18 protein-coding genes are annotated in these 14,857 nt (G+C 36.7%); 4 read left to right on the top strand and 14 right to left on the bottom strand.

Annotation, left to right across the window (positions count from 1 at the left end; translation table 11 throughout):
* The first annotated feature begins 404 nt into the window (after positions 1 to 404).
* Positions 405 to 1,682, top strand: a complete 1,278-nt coding sequence (locus TS1_RS02120) for a S1C family serine protease (RefSeq protein ID WP_068707347.1) — start codon at positions 405 to 407, stop codon at positions 1,680 to 1,682.
* Positions 1,683 to 1,734: 52 nt separating this feature from the next.
* Here TS1_RS02120 and ytpR read toward each other — a convergent pair whose 3' ends face one another.
* The 4 genes from ytpR to pepA form a co-directional block, all read right to left on the bottom strand.
* The gene (gene ytpR, locus TS1_RS02125; RefSeq protein ID WP_068707348.1) at positions 1,735 to 2,343 is read right to left on the bottom strand and encodes a YtpR family tRNA-binding protein; all 609 of its coding nucleotides are present in this window, start codon (positions 2,341 to 2,343) and stop codon (positions 1,735 to 1,737) included.
* 60 nt (positions 2,344 to 2,403) lie between these two features.
* Entirely contained in the window at positions 2,404 to 2,859 is a 456-nt protein-coding gene (locus TS1_RS02130; RefSeq protein ID WP_068707350.1) for a universal stress protein, read from the bottom strand.
* A 21-nt stretch (positions 2,860 to 2,880) separates the two neighbouring features.
* Positions 2,881 to 3,195: a thioredoxin family protein gene (locus TS1_RS02135; protein WP_068707352.1), complete on the bottom strand. Its 315-nt coding sequence runs from the start codon at positions 3,193 to 3,195 to the stop codon at positions 2,881 to 2,883.
* 103 nt (positions 3,196 to 3,298) lie between these two features.
* Complete coding sequence (gene pepA, locus TS1_RS02140) at positions 3,299 to 4,375, bottom strand: glutamyl aminopeptidase (protein ID WP_068707354.1); 1,077 nt, start codon at positions 4,373 to 4,375, stop codon at positions 3,299 to 3,301.
* A gap of 145 nt (positions 4,376 to 4,520) precedes the next feature.
* Between pepA and TS1_RS02145 the strand changes: the two genes are divergently transcribed.
* Positions 4,521 to 5,378 (top strand): aminoglycoside 6-adenylyltransferase, encoded by an 858-nt coding sequence (locus TS1_RS02145; protein WP_068707356.1) that lies wholly within the window; start codon positions 4,521 to 4,523, stop codon positions 5,376 to 5,378.
* 117 nt (positions 5,379 to 5,495) lie between these two features.
* Entirely contained in the window at positions 5,496 to 5,837 is a 342-nt protein-coding gene (locus TS1_RS02150; protein WP_068707358.1) for a PepSY domain-containing protein, read from the top strand.
* Positions 5,838 to 6,054: 217 nt separating this feature from the next.
* Here TS1_RS02150 and pepV read toward each other — a convergent pair whose 3' ends face one another.
* Positions 6,055 to 7,470, bottom strand: a complete 1,416-nt coding sequence (pepV, locus tag TS1_RS02155; protein WP_068707360.1) for a dipeptidase PepV — start codon at positions 7,468 to 7,470, stop codon at positions 6,055 to 6,057.
* A 162-nt stretch (positions 7,471 to 7,632) separates the two neighbouring features.
* Between pepV and TS1_RS02160 the strand changes: the two genes are divergently transcribed.
* The gene (locus TS1_RS02160; RefSeq protein ID WP_068707362.1) at positions 7,633 to 8,457 is read left to right on the top strand and encodes an NAD(P)H-hydrate dehydratase; all 825 of its coding nucleotides are present in this window, start codon (positions 7,633 to 7,635) and stop codon (positions 8,455 to 8,457) included.
* A 165-nt stretch (positions 8,458 to 8,622) separates the two neighbouring features.
* Here TS1_RS02160 and TS1_RS02165 read toward each other — a convergent pair whose 3' ends face one another.
* The 9 genes from TS1_RS02165 to comGA form a co-directional block, all read right to left on the bottom strand.
* Positions 8,623 to 9,813 (bottom strand): acetate/propionate family kinase, encoded by a 1,191-nt coding sequence (locus TS1_RS02165; RefSeq protein ID WP_068707364.1) that lies wholly within the window; start codon positions 9,811 to 9,813, stop codon positions 8,623 to 8,625.
* Between the two features lie 56 nt (positions 9,814 to 9,869).
* On the bottom strand, positions 9,870 to 10,883 hold the full coding sequence (locus TS1_RS02170) for a class I SAM-dependent methyltransferase (RefSeq protein WP_068707366.1): 1,014 nt from the start codon (positions 10,881 to 10,883) through the stop codon (positions 9,870 to 9,872).
* Between the two features lie 174 nt (positions 10,884 to 11,057).
* Entirely contained in the window at positions 11,058 to 11,423 is a 366-nt protein-coding gene (comGG, locus tag TS1_RS02175) for a competence type IV pilus minor pilin ComGG (RefSeq protein ID WP_068707368.1), read from the bottom strand.
* Positions 11,395 to 11,832: a competence type IV pilus minor pilin ComGF gene (gene comGF, locus TS1_RS02180; RefSeq protein WP_157061628.1), complete on the bottom strand. Its 438-nt coding sequence runs from the start codon at positions 11,830 to 11,832 to the stop codon at positions 11,395 to 11,397. Before comGF ends, comGG begins: the two co-directional genes overlap by 29 nt.
* Complete coding sequence (locus tag TS1_RS12500; RefSeq protein WP_068707370.1) at positions 11,822 to 12,145, bottom strand: hypothetical protein; 324 nt, start codon at positions 12,143 to 12,145, stop codon at positions 11,822 to 11,824. The genes comGF and TS1_RS12500 overlap by 11 nt, the downstream gene beginning before the upstream one ends.
* Positions 12,117 to 12,551, bottom strand: coding sequence for a competence type IV pilus minor pilin ComGD (comGD, locus tag TS1_RS02190; RefSeq protein WP_068707372.1), 435 nt, complete (start codon positions 12,549 to 12,551; stop codon positions 12,117 to 12,119). Before comGD ends, TS1_RS12500 begins: the two co-directional genes overlap by 29 nt.
* 12 nt (positions 12,552 to 12,563) lie before the next feature.
* Positions 12,564 to 12,893: a competence type IV pilus major pilin ComGC gene (comGC, locus tag TS1_RS02195; protein WP_068707374.1), complete on the bottom strand. Its 330-nt coding sequence runs from the start codon at positions 12,891 to 12,893 to the stop codon at positions 12,564 to 12,566.
* Positions 12,890 to 13,912, bottom strand: coding sequence for a competence type IV pilus assembly protein ComGB (gene comGB, locus TS1_RS02200; protein WP_068707376.1), 1,023 nt, complete (start codon positions 13,910 to 13,912; stop codon positions 12,890 to 12,892). Before comGB ends, comGC begins: the two co-directional genes overlap by 4 nt.
* Positions 13,899 to 14,831: a competence type IV pilus ATPase ComGA gene (comGA, locus tag TS1_RS02205; RefSeq protein ID WP_068707378.1), complete on the bottom strand. Its 933-nt coding sequence runs from the start codon at positions 14,829 to 14,831 to the stop codon at positions 13,899 to 13,901. The genes comGB and comGA overlap by 14 nt, the downstream gene beginning before the upstream one ends.
* Positions 14,832 to 14,857 lie beyond the last annotated feature (26 nt).

Here is a 14,857-nt window from a genome sequence, read left to right on the forward strand (position 1 = left end):
AATTATTTAGGATTAAATATTTTTCTTTTAGTTTTCCTACGCAAATAATTTTTATGTTCATAAAGACTCCCCTTTTTTATTTTCAACAAAGTTATGCACAGTTTGCACAGAGTTATCCCCAGTTTTTTGTGGAAAACATTCCTTTTATAGCAATGTTTTTTATAAGAACGTATGTTTTGAACAAAAATATCCACTTTATCCACATCTTGTGGATAAAAGTAAAAGCCAATTATACACAACTTTTCCTCAATATTTTACACAAATCCTGTGGAAGTTACTTCTTCAATTTTTTGAAAAATTTTTATCCCAAGTTTTTCATAATTCTTTCAAAGTCTGGCAGTAGACTAGACTTACCAAATAATATTATACTAGAGATATAGAAATTACCAAGGAGGTAAATGACCATGGCAAAAAAAGATGTAACCCCCCGCTCTAAAAAAAATGGGTGGATTAAAAAATTTGGAATTGGTCTTTTAGGCGGGATTATTGGCGGGCTTCTTGTGATTGGTGGCTTTTATTACTTCGCCAATGGTTCAATCAATCCATTTCAAGCAAATGAAACCACATCTTCATCCGGAGTAAAAGATGACAACCAAAACGTAAAAGTAAGTAACGTAAAAGTGGATGCAGATAGTGATACTAGTGATGCAGTAGAAAAAGTTCAAAATGCTGTTGTCTCGGTTATTAATCTGCAAAGTACTTCAACCCAAGAAAACGGTGGGATTTTTGGTACTGAGCAACAAGAAAACGATGATTCCGATGAAGAGGCAGCCGGCGAAGGTAGTGGCGTCATCTATAAAAAGGATGGCAACGATGCCTATATTGTAACAAATAATCATGTGGTCGCAGGACAAAGTGGCTTAGAAGTGGTTATGGCTGATGGAAGCAGAGAAACAGCAGAATTAGTAGGTACAGATGCTTATACCGACCTGGCCGTGCTAAAAATTTCTGCTAATAATGTTGACACAGTTGCAACCTTTGGTGATTCGGATGAGCTGAAGGTGGGCGAACCAGCGATTGCAATCGGCTCTCCTCTAGGTTCTGATTACGCAAATTCAGTGACACAAGGAATTATTTCTTCGCTCAACAGGCTGGTATCAAGTCAAAGTGAGTCTGGCGATGACGTTAGCACCAATGCAATTCAAACAGATGCTGCCATTAATCCAGGAAACTCTGGTGGACCTTTAATCAACGCCGGCGGTCAAGTCATCGGTATAAATTCCAGTAAAATCGCTAGCTCTGGGGAAGCCGGTGTAAGCGTAGAAGGAATGGGATTTGCGATTCCAAGTAATGATGTGACGGACATTATTAACGAATTGGAACAAAATGGTAAAATTACCCGTCCAGCTCTTGGTATCTCCATGCTTGATTTAAATACCATTTCAACTGAACAAAGAGAACAAATCTTGAAGATTCCAGATTCTATAGAAAATGGTGTAGTTGTCCAAAATGCAGGAAAAAGTACACCCGCAGGTAAAGCAGGATTAAAGCAATATGACGTTATCACAGAAGTTGATGGTAAAAAAATAAAAGATTCTACCGAACTTCGAGCTGCTTTATACAAAAAATCTGTAGGCGATAATTTGAAAGTTACTTTTTATCGACAAGACAGTAAAGAAACTGCTAATGTCAAACTCACAGAAGATCAATCCATTATTGAACAAAATAATGGAAATCAGTAATCGATAGAAATAAAACAACAGGAAGAAGCCATTTTAGCCTCTTCCTGTTGTTTTATTCAATAACAAATGCGTCTCCTACAACTGTATCTTGCGGTAATTCTAAAATCCCCCGTTTTTGCGGAGCATTTGGTAAATGTAATTCTTTTGCCGAACAAATCATACCAAAACTTTCAACTCCTCGTAGTGTTCCTGGCCAAATCATTGTACCATCTGGCATCATTGCTCCTGGTTTTGCGACCACAACTTTTAATCCTTCACGTATATTAGGAGCACCACATACAATTTGTAAAGTTTCTTTCTGATCGACTTCGACTTCAGTAATGGACAAATGATCGCTATCTTTATGCGCTTTGCAAGTTTTTACATATCCTACAACAAACTTTGGTGAGTGATCTTGAGATAATGTTTCAGTAAAACCTGCTTCTTGTAAAGCATGATTTAATATTTCAATTTGCCGATCTGAAAGTTCTACCTGCCCTGTACCATGGAGTGCCGTTAGTTGTGAAATTCCGAAAATATTCCACCCCACTGTATTTCCATCCTCTGTTTGGATACGGGCAACTCTTCCTTTACGTGTCACTTCTTGTGGCAATCCCTTATCGTCATCCGTAATAATAAGCAACGTGTCGCCAACGTAAGCTGGATTGTAAGCAAAAATCAAAATTGTTCCTCCTAAAAATTCATTTCAACGCGGAATTTATCCACCGAGACAAAAACCATTTTATTCTTCTTCACTTGGTGTAATAATCAATACATCACATGGCGCCTGACGTATAACATAGCTTGCTACGCTGCCTGTGATAAAACGTTCTACGGCGTTTAAACCTGATTGCCCCACCATAATTAAATCGACCCCATATTTTTCAGGAAGATCAACAGTTAAAGCTTTTTTTGTCGAACCATAGACAACCACGCCTTCAATATTTTCAAAAGAAACAGACGCAGCATAATCTTTACATTTTTGAATAAGTTCATTGGCATCTTTTTCTTCTTGTGCTAGCACCGACTCGCCTAAAGGAGCAAATCCCATCGTTGAAGGCACTTGTTGTTCGATAACTTTAGCAACAAGCACACTACCGTTATTTCTTTTAGCCACTGCTATAGCTTTTTCAAACGCTTCATTTGCCTGGGAAGAACCATCCACGCCAACTAAAATTGTTTGATATGTTTGATCCATTATTCTCACCCTTTTTTATTTTTAATCTATACTACTTAAAAAATTTTCAACTTCTTCTTTGGTTTTCCGATTTTTATTGACGAGTCGAGCACTTATCTCCCCATTTTTTATGACAACAAAACTCGGTATACCATAAACATCCCACATTTTAGCAATATCTATATACTTATCGCGGTCAACTTCGACAAATGGTAAGTGAGGAAAATCCGCTTCAATTTCTGGTAAGTATGGCTTAATAAAACGGCAATCACCGCACCAATCTGCCATAAAACAAAAAACATACGTCCCATTTTCTGCATAACTAGCTAATTCTTCAACATTTTTGGGAATAATCATAAGCCGCCAACTTTCTTTTTATACTAGCTCTATTATAACACTTTTTAACTAAAGCCGTTATATTTGTTATTTAGAGGAAATATGTTTTTCTAGCTTTTGACCTTTACTTTCCATGAACAATCGTCTCAATCGTACTTTTATCTAAACCTTTCAACACTTGAATCAGCATTTGGCGTGCAGCTTCAAAGTCAGCGATATTAAACATTGTTTGATGCGTATGGATATAACGTCCGCATACCCCAATCACTGAACTTGGGATTCCTTGATTCGCAGTATGGGCGTTACCGGCATCGGTACCACCTTTTGAAACAAAATATTGGTAAGGAATATTATGGGTTTCTGCTGTATCTAATAAGTATTCTTTTAAGCGTGGTAACATAATCAAACCTGGATCATAGATACGTAATAGCGTGCCTTCCCCTAAATGGCCAAATGTCCCTTTTTTCGTTTTCGTGTCATCAGCTGCAGAACAATCGACCGCAAAAAACAAATCCGGATTAAATTTAGTCACTGCCGGTTTTACTCCGCGTAATCCTACTTCTTCTTGTACATCAGCGCCAGCAATTAATGTATGGTTTAATTTTTCATCTTGCAATGCTTCCAAAGCCTCTAACACGACTGTGCAGCCGTAGCGATTGTCCCAAGACTTTGCGATAATATTTTTCCCATTCGCTGTTTTCGTCGTTTCAACTTTTGGAACGAGCGTATCACCAGGACGTACGCCGTATTCTTCTGCTTCTTCTTTGGATTCAAATCCGGCATCAAATAAAATATCCGTAAGCTGTACAGATTTTTGTCCTGCAGTTCCGCGTAAAAGGTGGGGTGGGACCGATGAAGAAATACAAGGATAATCTCCCTTGGCTGTTTTTAAAGTAAAACGTTGGGCTGAAACCACATAAGGGTTCCACCCACCTAAAGGCGTTACTTCAAATAATCCGCGATCTGTAATTTGCGTTACCATAAAGCCCACTTCATCCATGTGTGCAGCAACCATGACACGTGGTGCAGTCGTATCTTCATGCTGCCGAATACCAAAAATTCCTCCTAGACCATCTTGTTCGATATCGTCGACTAAGGGTGTCATCGCTTTTTTCATATAAGCCCGTATATCTTCTTCGAAACCACTCGTTCCTTGTAGCTCTGTTAGTTCTTTAATTCGTTGAAATGTTTGATCTTCCATATTGTTTGTTTGGCAAAAGCCAAAACCTACCCCCTTTATTTATTACTTATACTTTTAATTATAACGTAAATTCAATGATAAGAAAGCCACCTCATAAAAACGAACAAATTTTGTTATACTATAAGTAAAAAAGGAGGTGCTGGCCTTGCGTAGTGAAACGAAAATGATGCAGCTAATTTTAGCAACAGCACAAAGGTTACCGCAGGTAAAAGCCGTCGCCATGAGCGGCTCACGGGTAAACAAACATATTCCAAAAGACAAGTTCCAAGATTATGATATCGTCTATATCGTAGATGACAAAAAAACTCTCTTGGAAAACCGCCAATGGTTAGATAGCTTCGGTCCACGGTTAATCATGCAAACGCCCGAAGAAATGGTACTTTGGCCCAATGAATTAGGCGAGTGTTTTACTTTTTTAATGTTGTTTGAAGATGATAATCGTATCGACCTGACACTTTGTCCTCTCTCTTATATCCAACAATGGCTGGCAAGTGAACCTATGGTAAAAATACTCTCTGATCCGCATCATTTATTAGCTGATCTACCTGAATCTTCCGATAACGCTTACCAATTTCCTGCTGCGACTCAGCGTACTTTTAATGAATGCTGCAACGAGTTTTGGTGGGTCAGCACTTATGTTGTAAAAGGACTGGCACGCGATGAATTACTGTATGCTAGCGACCATCTATATACCATTTGTCAGAAAGAATTATTGCGATTGTTAAGTTGGAAAGTTGTCCTACAGAAAGGAAAAATCAATATTGGTAAGAATTATAAATATTTATTCAGCTTTCTCCCTGAAAAACAACAGACATTTGAAAACTTGCTAGATTTTTCTAGTATTGATGCTTGTTGGCAATCGTTGTTGACAACCCAAGCTTTCTTCCATGAAGAAGCAAAAGGTTTTGCTCAGTCAACTGGGTTTTCCTATACGAAAACAACAGCTGAAAGGGTCATAAAGTACACCCAGCGACATTATGAGTTAGTAGATAGCCAAGATTGAGTCTAATATCACGAACAACTAAATCAGCTCTCAGTTAAAAACTTTTAACAAACGACAATCCAGGTTCTATGTTAAAATATAGGCAAGATTATTTAGCAAAAAGAAAGGAGTATAGCGATGTATGAAGAAGATCAAGTAAATGATTTCAAGGGCGGGATAGCAATTGGCGTAGGTATTGGTCTTTTAAGCGGTATCGCTTCTGTGTTATTCATCAAAAATAAACAACGATTATCCGCTGATGACATTTTACAACATATCAAAAAAGCCTTTTTAAAAGAAGGACCCATTGAAGGTTCTTGGATTAATTTTGAAAGACAGCCTGTACGAAAATTTGCTGTTCACACAGAGGGTTATAACGGGGGAATTACCCGTTTAGAAGATGACCATCTAGTAACATATGAATTTTTAGCTGACGCTAAAACAGGTAGTGTACTGGATATTCAGCGAATTAGCAATTAAAATAAGAGAAGGAAATATAAGTCCTTTTGCTAATAAAAAACGTCCATACGGAGTAAAAAGAATAAACATGGCTTCTCACAATTTCATGGTAACAGCCCAATTATATTCCAGATATTTTTACTTCTTATGATTGATGACGGCTTTTAAAAAAGATTCCGAAATAGGTAGAATATACAACCTATTTCGGAATCTTTTCATTATATAGCCATTTACTCTTTTATTTTGCCAATCGATAAATCGCATCTGCATAAATTGCTGTAGCTTTATACAAATCATCTAAAGCCATAAACTCGTCAGCTTGGTGCATCGTATCCACAGAATCTGGGAACATCGCACCAAAGGCAACGCCACGTTTTAATAAACGTCCGTACGTACCGCCACCGATAATTTGTTCTTCACCTTTTTCACCAGTGTGTTCTTCATATACATCTAATAGCGTTGTAACAAGTGGATCTTCTTGTGGCACATAATGAGGTACCATGTGATGGCCCCCTACTGTTAACGTCACATCATATTCCCCAATAGTTTCTTTGATACCTGCTTGTAAAGCTTCTACTGTTGTTCCTTGTGGATAGCGGAAATTTAGATTAATAAGCGCATCCTCTTTTTCAGTATCAAAGTCAAAAATTCCAGCGTTCATCGTTAGTTTGCCCATCTTAGGGTCTTCAAAGGCTACATCCAATTTTTCGCCATAGAAATCTTCATGCACATAAGCTGCCGCTACGTGTAAAAAGTTCTTTGCTCCGCCGGCAAAGTCATATTTATCTAAAAAGGCTGCTAACCAAGTTGCCGCATTATGACCAAATTGGGGACTCGCTCCGTGAGAGCCTTTCCCAGCGACTTGGAAAATAATCGTTGTGTCATCTTCCATAATACTTGTTCCCGAGATCGGGTTTATACCAAGATATTCATTAAAAGCAATTGTCATTGCATCTGCTTGTTCAGCAGTTGTCGTTTTTACTTTTGCAGAAGCACTGGTAGGAACCATATTATCACGCAATCCGCCTTGGAAACTTTCCAAAGTATAATTCCCTTCATTCCCTACACCAATGTGAACTTGGATAGAAACATTTCCTTTTTCTCCATTAATAATGGGAAATTCTGCATCGGGTGAAAAACCAAAATCAGGCGTTTCCTCTTTTTCAAAGTAGTGGTCCATATCACCCCAGCCACTTTCTTCGTCTGAACCGACCACAAAGCGAACCTTTTTAGATAATGGTAGATCTAATTCTTTAATGATTTTCATGGCATAATAAGCTGCCATACTTGGCCCCTTATCATCTGAAGAGCCGCGAGCAAATAATTTGCCATCTTTAACTACTGGATCGTATGGATCTGTCTGCCAGTCATCCCCTGCAGGAACGACATCCATATGACCGAAAATCCCCAGAGTTTCTTCACCTTCGCCAAATTCAATATGTCCCGCATAATTATCTACATTTTTGACAGTAAAACCGTCACGTTCACCGTAAGAAAGCATATGTTTTAATGCATCACGCGGGCCAGGTCCAAAAGGTGCTTGTGCTGTTGCTTTATCATCTTCCCGCTCACTTTTTACTTTTAATAGTTCTTTCAAATCAACTAAAAGATCGTCTTTTCTTGCATCGACTTCTTTTTGCCAATCAATTGCCATAAATAATTCCCCCTCGAAATTTGATTCTCCTTTATGATACCACTTATTTACTTGATAAAAAAGCTTTATAGAATTGCCCGTTCCAATAACCATCCGTTTTCTTCGCTAAATGAATTGCGTTATAATAAAAATAAGACGAATAAATTTTAAGGAGCTGTTCTTATGCAAAGTTTAACCAAACAATGCTTATCTATTATTAAAACACGCCCACAAGAATCACATAAAGGAACGTTTGGTCGGACTGTTTTGGTTGGGGGAAACGCTCAATTTGGCGGCGCAATTATGATGAGTACTGAAGCTTGTGTAAATGCTGGTAGTGGTTTAACAACGGTTGTGACCGACTCTAAAAACCACCAAGCTCTGCACGCACGAATGCCAGAAGCTATGACTGTGGACTGGCAGGATAAAGAAGTATGCGATGCAGTACTTGCTTCTGCTGATGTTATATTGATGGGTCCTGGATTAGGGGAAGATGAAAAAAGCCGTGAATTATTAACTTATGTCTTACAAGAACAAACTGAAGACCAACTATTAGTTATTGATGGTTCTGCAATTACATTAGTTGCTCAAAATAATGAACAACTTCCTTATCCAAAACAGACCATATTTACTCCACATCAAATGGAATGGCAACGTTTGAGCGGCATAAAAATCGCTGATCAAACGGAAGAAATGAATCAAGCAATACAGCAAAAGCTGGAAGCAACAATTGTTTTAAAAAGTCATCGAACAGAAATCTACAGCAATACAGGGTGCTTTTATAATCCGCTAGGTAACCCTGGTATGGCAACCGGTGGTACTGGAGACACTTTAGCGGGGATAATAGCAGGATTTTTAGCACAGTTCCCTCATTCAGTTGATACTATCAATGCAGCTGTTTACCTGCATAGTTATATTGCAGACCAAATAGCGCATGATAATTATGTTGTATTACCTACTAAAATCAGCCAAGCATTACCCTATTGGATGAAGAAGTTTGAAATATAAATTATTTTTAACTACTGCAAGAGTAAAATAAAAAATTCATTGTATTGAAATTAAACACACATATGAGTCGCCTTATATTCTTTTGGCTCTATAATTTCTAGTGTTGGTAGGCAAAAAAAGGCCCTAAGCTGAAAAACTTAGGACCTCTTTTTCATTTTTACTGAATTAACTATTTTTGCGTAATGATTCAACATCACGTGCAATAACTAATTCTTCATCTGTCGGAACTAAAAGTACTTTAACCTTTGAATCATCCGTTGAGATGACTTTTTCTTCTCCGCGTACATTATTTTTATCTGGATCGATTTCACAACCAAACCAAGACATTCCATTAATAACATCGGCACGTACGTTGGCGTCATTTTCTCCGATACCAGCAGTAAACACAATTGCATCCACACCGTTCATCGTTGTTACATAACTACCGATGTATTTACGAATGCGATCAGTGAAAATATCCAAAGCAATTTTAACATCTTCATTGTCCAACTTATCTTCTAAATCTCGCATATCACTTGAAATACCTGTTAAACCAAGCAAACCAGATTTTTTATTTAAAATATTCAGCATTTCATCGATATCAATATTTAATTTATGCATCAAATATTGCAAGATAGCTGGATCCACGTCACCAGAACGAGTTCCCATCGTAACACCTGCTAATGGGGTAAAGCCCATTGAAGTATCGACTGATTGGCCATTTTCAACTGCCGTAATTGAAGCACCATTCCCTAAATGACAAGTAATAATTTTTAATTCTTCAATTGGACGTCCTAGCACTTCAGCTGCACGTTCAGCTACATAGCGATGGCTTGTTCCATGCGCGCCATATTTACGAAGATCATATTTTTCACGATACTCTTTTGGAATACTATAACGAGCATTCGATTCTGGCATATTTGCATGAAAAGCTGTATCAAAAACAGCTACATTGGTTACATCTGGCAACAATTCTTTAAAGGCACGAATCCCCATTAAGTTAGCTGGGTTGTGCAATGGAGCAAAATCAGCTAATTCTTCAATCTTATGCAAGACATCGTCATCAATAATAACTGATTGATCGTAATACTTTCCTCCTTGCACTATACGGTGCCCAACGCCGGTGATTTCATCATAAGACGCTAAAATTCCCAATTCAATCAGCTTATCCAGCAACATTTTTACCGCAACTTCATGATCATTAATATCCATCGTTTCTTCGTATTTTTGATCTTCTCCATATTTAATTGTAAAAATTGAATCTTTCAAGCCGATTCGTTCAACAATTCCTTTAGCAATTACTTTTTCTGCTGGCATCTCATATAATTGCCATTTTAAACTTGAACTCCCTGCATTAATTGCGATTGTCTTTGGCATTTTTTTATCCCCATTTCCTTTATTTTAAAATTTTATTATTTATCATCACTTTAACACTAATCTGCTAAGTTCGCAGATTGCCATTCTTTAAATTCTTCAAAGAAAGCCGTCACTTGTTTAGGTTCCTTTAAGGAGGCCACTTTTGCTAATAAAACTTCAGGCACTTGCTTGGCTTTTTCCCCTTTTTGTTGGAGAATTAAGATACTTTTACTAGCCGCCTTATTTTTAAATAGTTCTTCTGGCAATTGAATAATCCCTTGTAGGTAGACTTTGTCCACCAGCCACTTCTTTAAATATTTGCTTTGATCGGTTTGTAAAAAGTTTGTAGGGACTAAAAATAGACCAAAGCCGTTTTCTTTTACATATTTCATACTTTGTTCAATCAGCAAATGATGAGCAAAACTGTGCTCATTTTCTGCGGCTGTAACAAAATTTTGTGCATTTTCGTCTACCGGATAATATCCAACGGGCAAATCACTTAAAACCGCATCAGTTGGGTCCATCAATAAATCAGTCGCTGCGTCTTGATGGATTAAAGTAATGTCTGTTGGAATCCACTGACTATTACTAGCCGCCACTGCCAGCATGGTCTCATCATTATCTACACCAAATCCATGCAAATCATAACCTGTTTCTTCAAGGTTGGTTATTACAGTAGAAAGAAGATTTCCCATCCCACAAGCTAAATCAGCAATAGTTTTCAAGGTATCCTTATTAGGATATAGTTGTTCTAACAAAAAGACCAGCAAAAAACCAATACTATCAGGCGTTAATTGATGATTTGGCTGCAGTGGTTCTGTCTGCATCCCTTTTAAAAGTAATAACTGAGAAAGTTTACGGCGTTCTTCTTTTTCTAAAGAAATCTCCTGCAACTTTTGATAAATACGTTTGAGCTCATCGACAGTATCTTGCTTAGGAACATCGTTAATGATGCGAACTTGATAATGGTCATTGATATTTTCTATATTTTCTATGTAAGCATCTAAAAAAGAGGTCTCCAAGTCCTTTTGTAATAATTGGATGGCTTCAAGCTGCAAATGAAAACTTTCTTCAACATTTTCTGCAGACATGATTTCCCTCGCTTTCTTTGTTTGACTATAACAATAAATTTACCTGTTTAATTTTATCTGATTTATCATAAATAATCAACCAACTCTATCCATAGCGCTTTATTTTCCTTATATTAAAGTAAAAACAGAACAGCCCTCTTTATTATAGAGGATAATCTGCTCTGTTGTGTATTATTATTGTCTTTTTTCTGTACTTTTTTCAGCCTCTTTTTCTATTTTTTCTTTGAAGCTTCTTTTTTGCTCGCCCACGTTAATAGTGAATACTAATTGATCATTCTTTTGTTCATAGCTTAATGTTCCTTGATTGTAAATCACTTCTCCTTTTTTAGAACGTTCATGTTCTGCTAGCGCTTCGTAATCTGTCAAAAACAACTCTTTAATAATCTGGATTTCGTAATATTCACGTGTACGTCGTGTGAATTGTGCTTGGATACGATAGTTTTCTGACAAAAACAATAACAGAACGCTCAAAATCACCACTGTAAAAACCGCTGTCAGTAACACACCACCCTCATGTTTTTTCGATCGTCCATTTTCCATTTCTCTGTTCTCCGTTCAAAAAAGTGACTGTAAACAAAATATACTGACTATTTTTGCGAAAGTGAATGTTTTTTACTTCCGTTAAAAGAGGTTCATAACCATTTTTTTCCCGTATAGCTATCTCATTCCGGTTCATATTCAGCTCAATACGACACTCATACTTTCTATTAGTTGTAGGATTTATTTTGTTGTAATAAATTTTATTACTGCTTACGCGCGAAAAAGTTCCTTCCGCTAACTTATTTTCAAATTGGATTAAAAATATATGCCATTCTTGCACATTTCTACCATAGACAGCCTGCTGTACTTGTTTACTCTGCTGAAAAACACCTAATATACCTAATAAAAACAAATTTAATACCATCAGCGCAACCGCGCACTCTATCAACGTAAATCCTTTATTTTTCACGTATAATCGCCCATTCCTGTTGCCCTGCAGAAATTTTTGCTTGTGCCTTAGGAGCTGTTTGATAAGAAATCGTGAAAGTGCCATCTCTTATTATCTGATAATCTGCCGATTTCATTTGGTAGTGCCTGCGTTGCTTTGTTTCTTCGTATAATACACGCAACATCTGTAGTTCTTCTTGGCTTTTTTTGGTTTCCTTTAAAATTTGTACCTGACTTATTTGAAAAAGAAAAACAGTTGTTGTCAAGATAGCTAAAGCAACCATACATTCCACCAAAATAAACCCTTTAGCGGATGGTTGTAATCTTTTTTTCATAATGCCCCCTTGCAAACAAAAATCGATACGTAATTTTCTGCTTATTTTTATCCCAATAAAAATGAAGTTCTTGTAAACTGCTATTATTGCCGGTTCCTGAATTAAAATAAAGCGTTTTGATTCTGCTTGCTCTTAAATCTTCTGGCATATCAAGTTTTTCAATCGTATCAGTATAAAAATAGTATTCTCTTGTTGTATCTCTTTGAATCATTTTTGTCCTTTTATTCGATGTAATAGCAGCTTGTTGTGTGAGTAGAATATTTTTTTCAAAGTGATCCAAAAAGTGGACCACTTCTAAGTTTTCTTTAGCACCTTGAACCATAACAAACGGCAAACTAACAAACAATGTAATAACAAACAAGACTAATAGTGATTCGATCAAGGTAAAACCCTGGTAAAGTTTCATCGCTGTTCGCCTCTAATTTTTATACTTTTTGTACACCTTATACTGCTCTGGAGTCACTAAGTCTTTTAACTGGCTGTCGGTAATCTTTTTATTATTGTTGATTTCATAAATTTCAATTTGAGTTTCCACCGTTTTAACAATCGCTTCATCCCCTTGTTTAGAAACTGTATCTTTTTGTTTTGATAAATTAGGAATAAATAGTAAAACTAAAATACTAATGATAAGCAAAACGATCATCATTTCGATTAATGTAAATCCCTGTTTTGTCTTATGTTTAAAAATTACCAACTGTTTTTTTATCTTTTCAATAATGTTTAACTTTTGCTGATATTCTTTTGTCATTCCATAATTCCTCCAATGTTCTCATACATAGGTAAAAACATCGCAATATAAATCGCCATAATTAGTACTGCGACAAACAAAAATACAAGCGGCTGTACCCAGCGAATCCAACCTTCTACTTTTTCAACAATCCGTTTTGTTAATAATTGACTGTAAAGTAGTAATTCTTCTCCAAGTTTTCCTTTGACCTCTCCTTGCAAAATAATCAGAGAAAATTCTGGCAACAGAAATGAATAGTCTTCTAATTCTTTCGCCAATGTTTTTCCTTGAGACAACGAACGGTTTAGCTCTTTAGCTAAACTAGCAACTAGTGATTGGGGATTGACGGTTTCCATAAAAGCTAAAATTTGCCTAGCTTCTAGTCCTTGTTTAAACATTTTGCTCCATTCCAAAGCGAAATAGCTTGTCTGATACATTTTGTATAAAAAACCAATAAAAGGTAAGCTGGCAATAAACGTGCTGCGTTGAAGTGCGGTCTGTTGTTTGGCATACCAAAAGTAGCCACCCACAAAACCACTAATTGCTAGTATTAGACCAACCATAATAAACGGCCCATAAGCAATTAACCCAATACTCCAGTGGCTTGTCTTGATCATTCCTGATTGTAAAAGTGAAGGTAGAAGAAAAAAGCGCATAGCAAATAACAGAGCAATGACAAATACAAGCAATAAAATAGGGTATGTGGCAACTTTACTTAACTCTTTTTTCTGCTTTCTTAAAATCTGCATGGTATTCAAAATATTTTTTAATGTAATAATCACATTTCCATGAATGTCTGCTAATTGCACTTGTGTCATCTCCTGCAAGCTAAAACCCGCTTGGTAAAAACATTCGGCGAAACTACTTCCTTTAGCCAGCCCATCAGTAAAACAATACAAAATATCTGCTGAAAATTGTCTATTCCGCTGCATAACAGCTAAGCTTTCTTGTAATGAAAAGCCATTTTCTAGCAAACTAATTAACATTTCCAAAAATTGTTCACGCATAAGGAGGGTCTTTTTACGTTTATGTATCCTCATGTAATAGCCCCTCCTTTTGAATTTGTACATATCCTTCAGACCATTGTCTTGTTTCTAATTCACCGGTGAAAAACTCATAAGCAAGTAATGCTCGGCTTTTTTGTTGATTGTCCAAAAACAATTGTTGGTAAATGATTCCATTTAAACAACCACCCAGCTCTGTTTGGCTACCTACTAAATCCAATAAGCGACTTTTTGTCTCTGCTACTCCTTTAGCATGTACTGTTGCTAACACAGTATGACCTGTGAGTGCTGCTCGTATAGCTGCTTTTGCAGTTAATTGGTCACGAATTTCACCGATGATTAATAAATCAGGTCGATGACGAAGGGACAGCTTGATTAACTGATCATATGTTTGTTGAATTTTTTCATTTGTTTGCAATTGTAAAAAGTTTGGTTCTTCAATTTCTACCGGGTCTTCAATAGTGATAACTTGCCCTTTGGCATACTGAGCTAAATGATACATCAGCGTAGTTTTCCCAGAACCTGTTGGACCACTAAAAAGGTATAAACCTCTTTCTTCCTGAATTTTTCGTTGAATTAATTTTGCATCTGCATCAAAAAAATACGCCGGTTTTTCCTGATTCAAATTATATAAAAAACGAGTAACTAAACTCTCATTCCCTTGGTAATCGCCGACTGTTGATAAGCGTAACCTTTGCATATTTCCTTTTAATAAATAACTGATCGCACCAAGTTGGGCTTTGCGTTTTTCGCCTACATCCATTTTACCTAGGTACTTAAAACGCGAAATAAGTTGCTGCGCTTCTTCATGTGTGACCTCCTTATATTTCTGTACTTGAGAATTTTTCCGAAAATAAATAGTAGCGCGTTCGTTTAATAAGTACAGATACATATCCTGCATTTTTTGTGTACTTCCATAGCCAATTAATTCATCCGATAATTCTTCAATCGACATCTTTTTCCTCCTTTCACTATAAAGTA

The sequence above is a fragment of the Tetragenococcus solitarius NBRC 100494 genome (genome assembly GCF_001544195.1).
Lineage (GTDB): Bacteria > Bacillota > Bacilli > Lactobacillales > Enterococcaceae > Tetragenococcus > Tetragenococcus solitarius.

Coding starts and splice junctions, on each gene's coding strand:
- TS1_RS02120 (WP_068707347.1), top strand. CDS start 405: ATGGCAAAAAAAGATGTAACCCCCCGCTCTAAAAAAAATGGGTGGATT.
- TS1_RS02130 (WP_068707350.1), bottom strand. CDS start 2,859: ATGGATCAAACATATCAAACAATTTTAGTTGGCGTGGATGGTTCTTCC.
- TS1_RS02135 (WP_068707352.1), bottom strand. CDS start 3,195: ATGATTATTCCCAAAAATGTTGAAGAATTAGCTAGTTATGCAGAAAAT.
- pepA (WP_068707354.1), bottom strand. CDS start 4,375: ATGGAAGATCAAACATTTCAACGAATTAAAGAACTAACAGAGCTACAA.
- TS1_RS02150 (WP_068707358.1), top strand. CDS start 5,496: ATGTATGAAGAAGATCAAGTAAATGATTTCAAGGGCGGGATAGCAATT.
- pepV (WP_068707360.1), bottom strand. CDS start 7,470: ATGGCAATTGATTGGCAAAAAGAAGTCGATGCAAGAAAAGACGATCTT.
- TS1_RS02160 (WP_068707362.1), top strand. CDS start 7,633: ATGCAAAGTTTAACCAAACAATGCTTATCTATTATTAAAACACGCCCA.
- TS1_RS02165 (WP_068707364.1), bottom strand. CDS start 9,813: ATGCCAAAGACAATCGCAATTAATGCAGGGAGTTCAAGTTTAAAATGG.
- TS1_RS02170 (WP_068707366.1), bottom strand. CDS start 10,883: ATGTCTGCAGAAAATGTTGAAGAAAGTTTTCATTTGCAGCTTGAAGCC.
- comGG (WP_068707368.1), bottom strand. CDS start 11,423: ATGGAAAATGGACGATCGAAAAAACATGAGGGTGGTGTGTTACTGACA.
- TS1_RS12500 (WP_068707370.1), bottom strand. CDS start 12,145: ATGAAAAAAAGATTACAACCATCCGCTAAAGGGTTTATTTTGGTGGAA.
- comGD (WP_068707372.1), bottom strand. CDS start 12,551: ATGAAACTTTACCAGGGTTTTACCTTGATCGAATCACTATTAGTCTTG.
- comGC (WP_068707374.1), bottom strand. CDS start 12,893: ATGACAAAAGAATATCAGCAAAAGTTAAACATTATTGAAAAGATAAAA.
- comGB (WP_068707376.1), bottom strand. CDS start 13,912: ATGAGGATACATAAACGTAAAAAGACCCTCCTTATGCGTGAACAATTT.
- comGA (WP_068707378.1), bottom strand. CDS start 14,831: ATGTCGATTGAAGAATTATCGGATGAATTAATTGGCTATGGAAGTACA.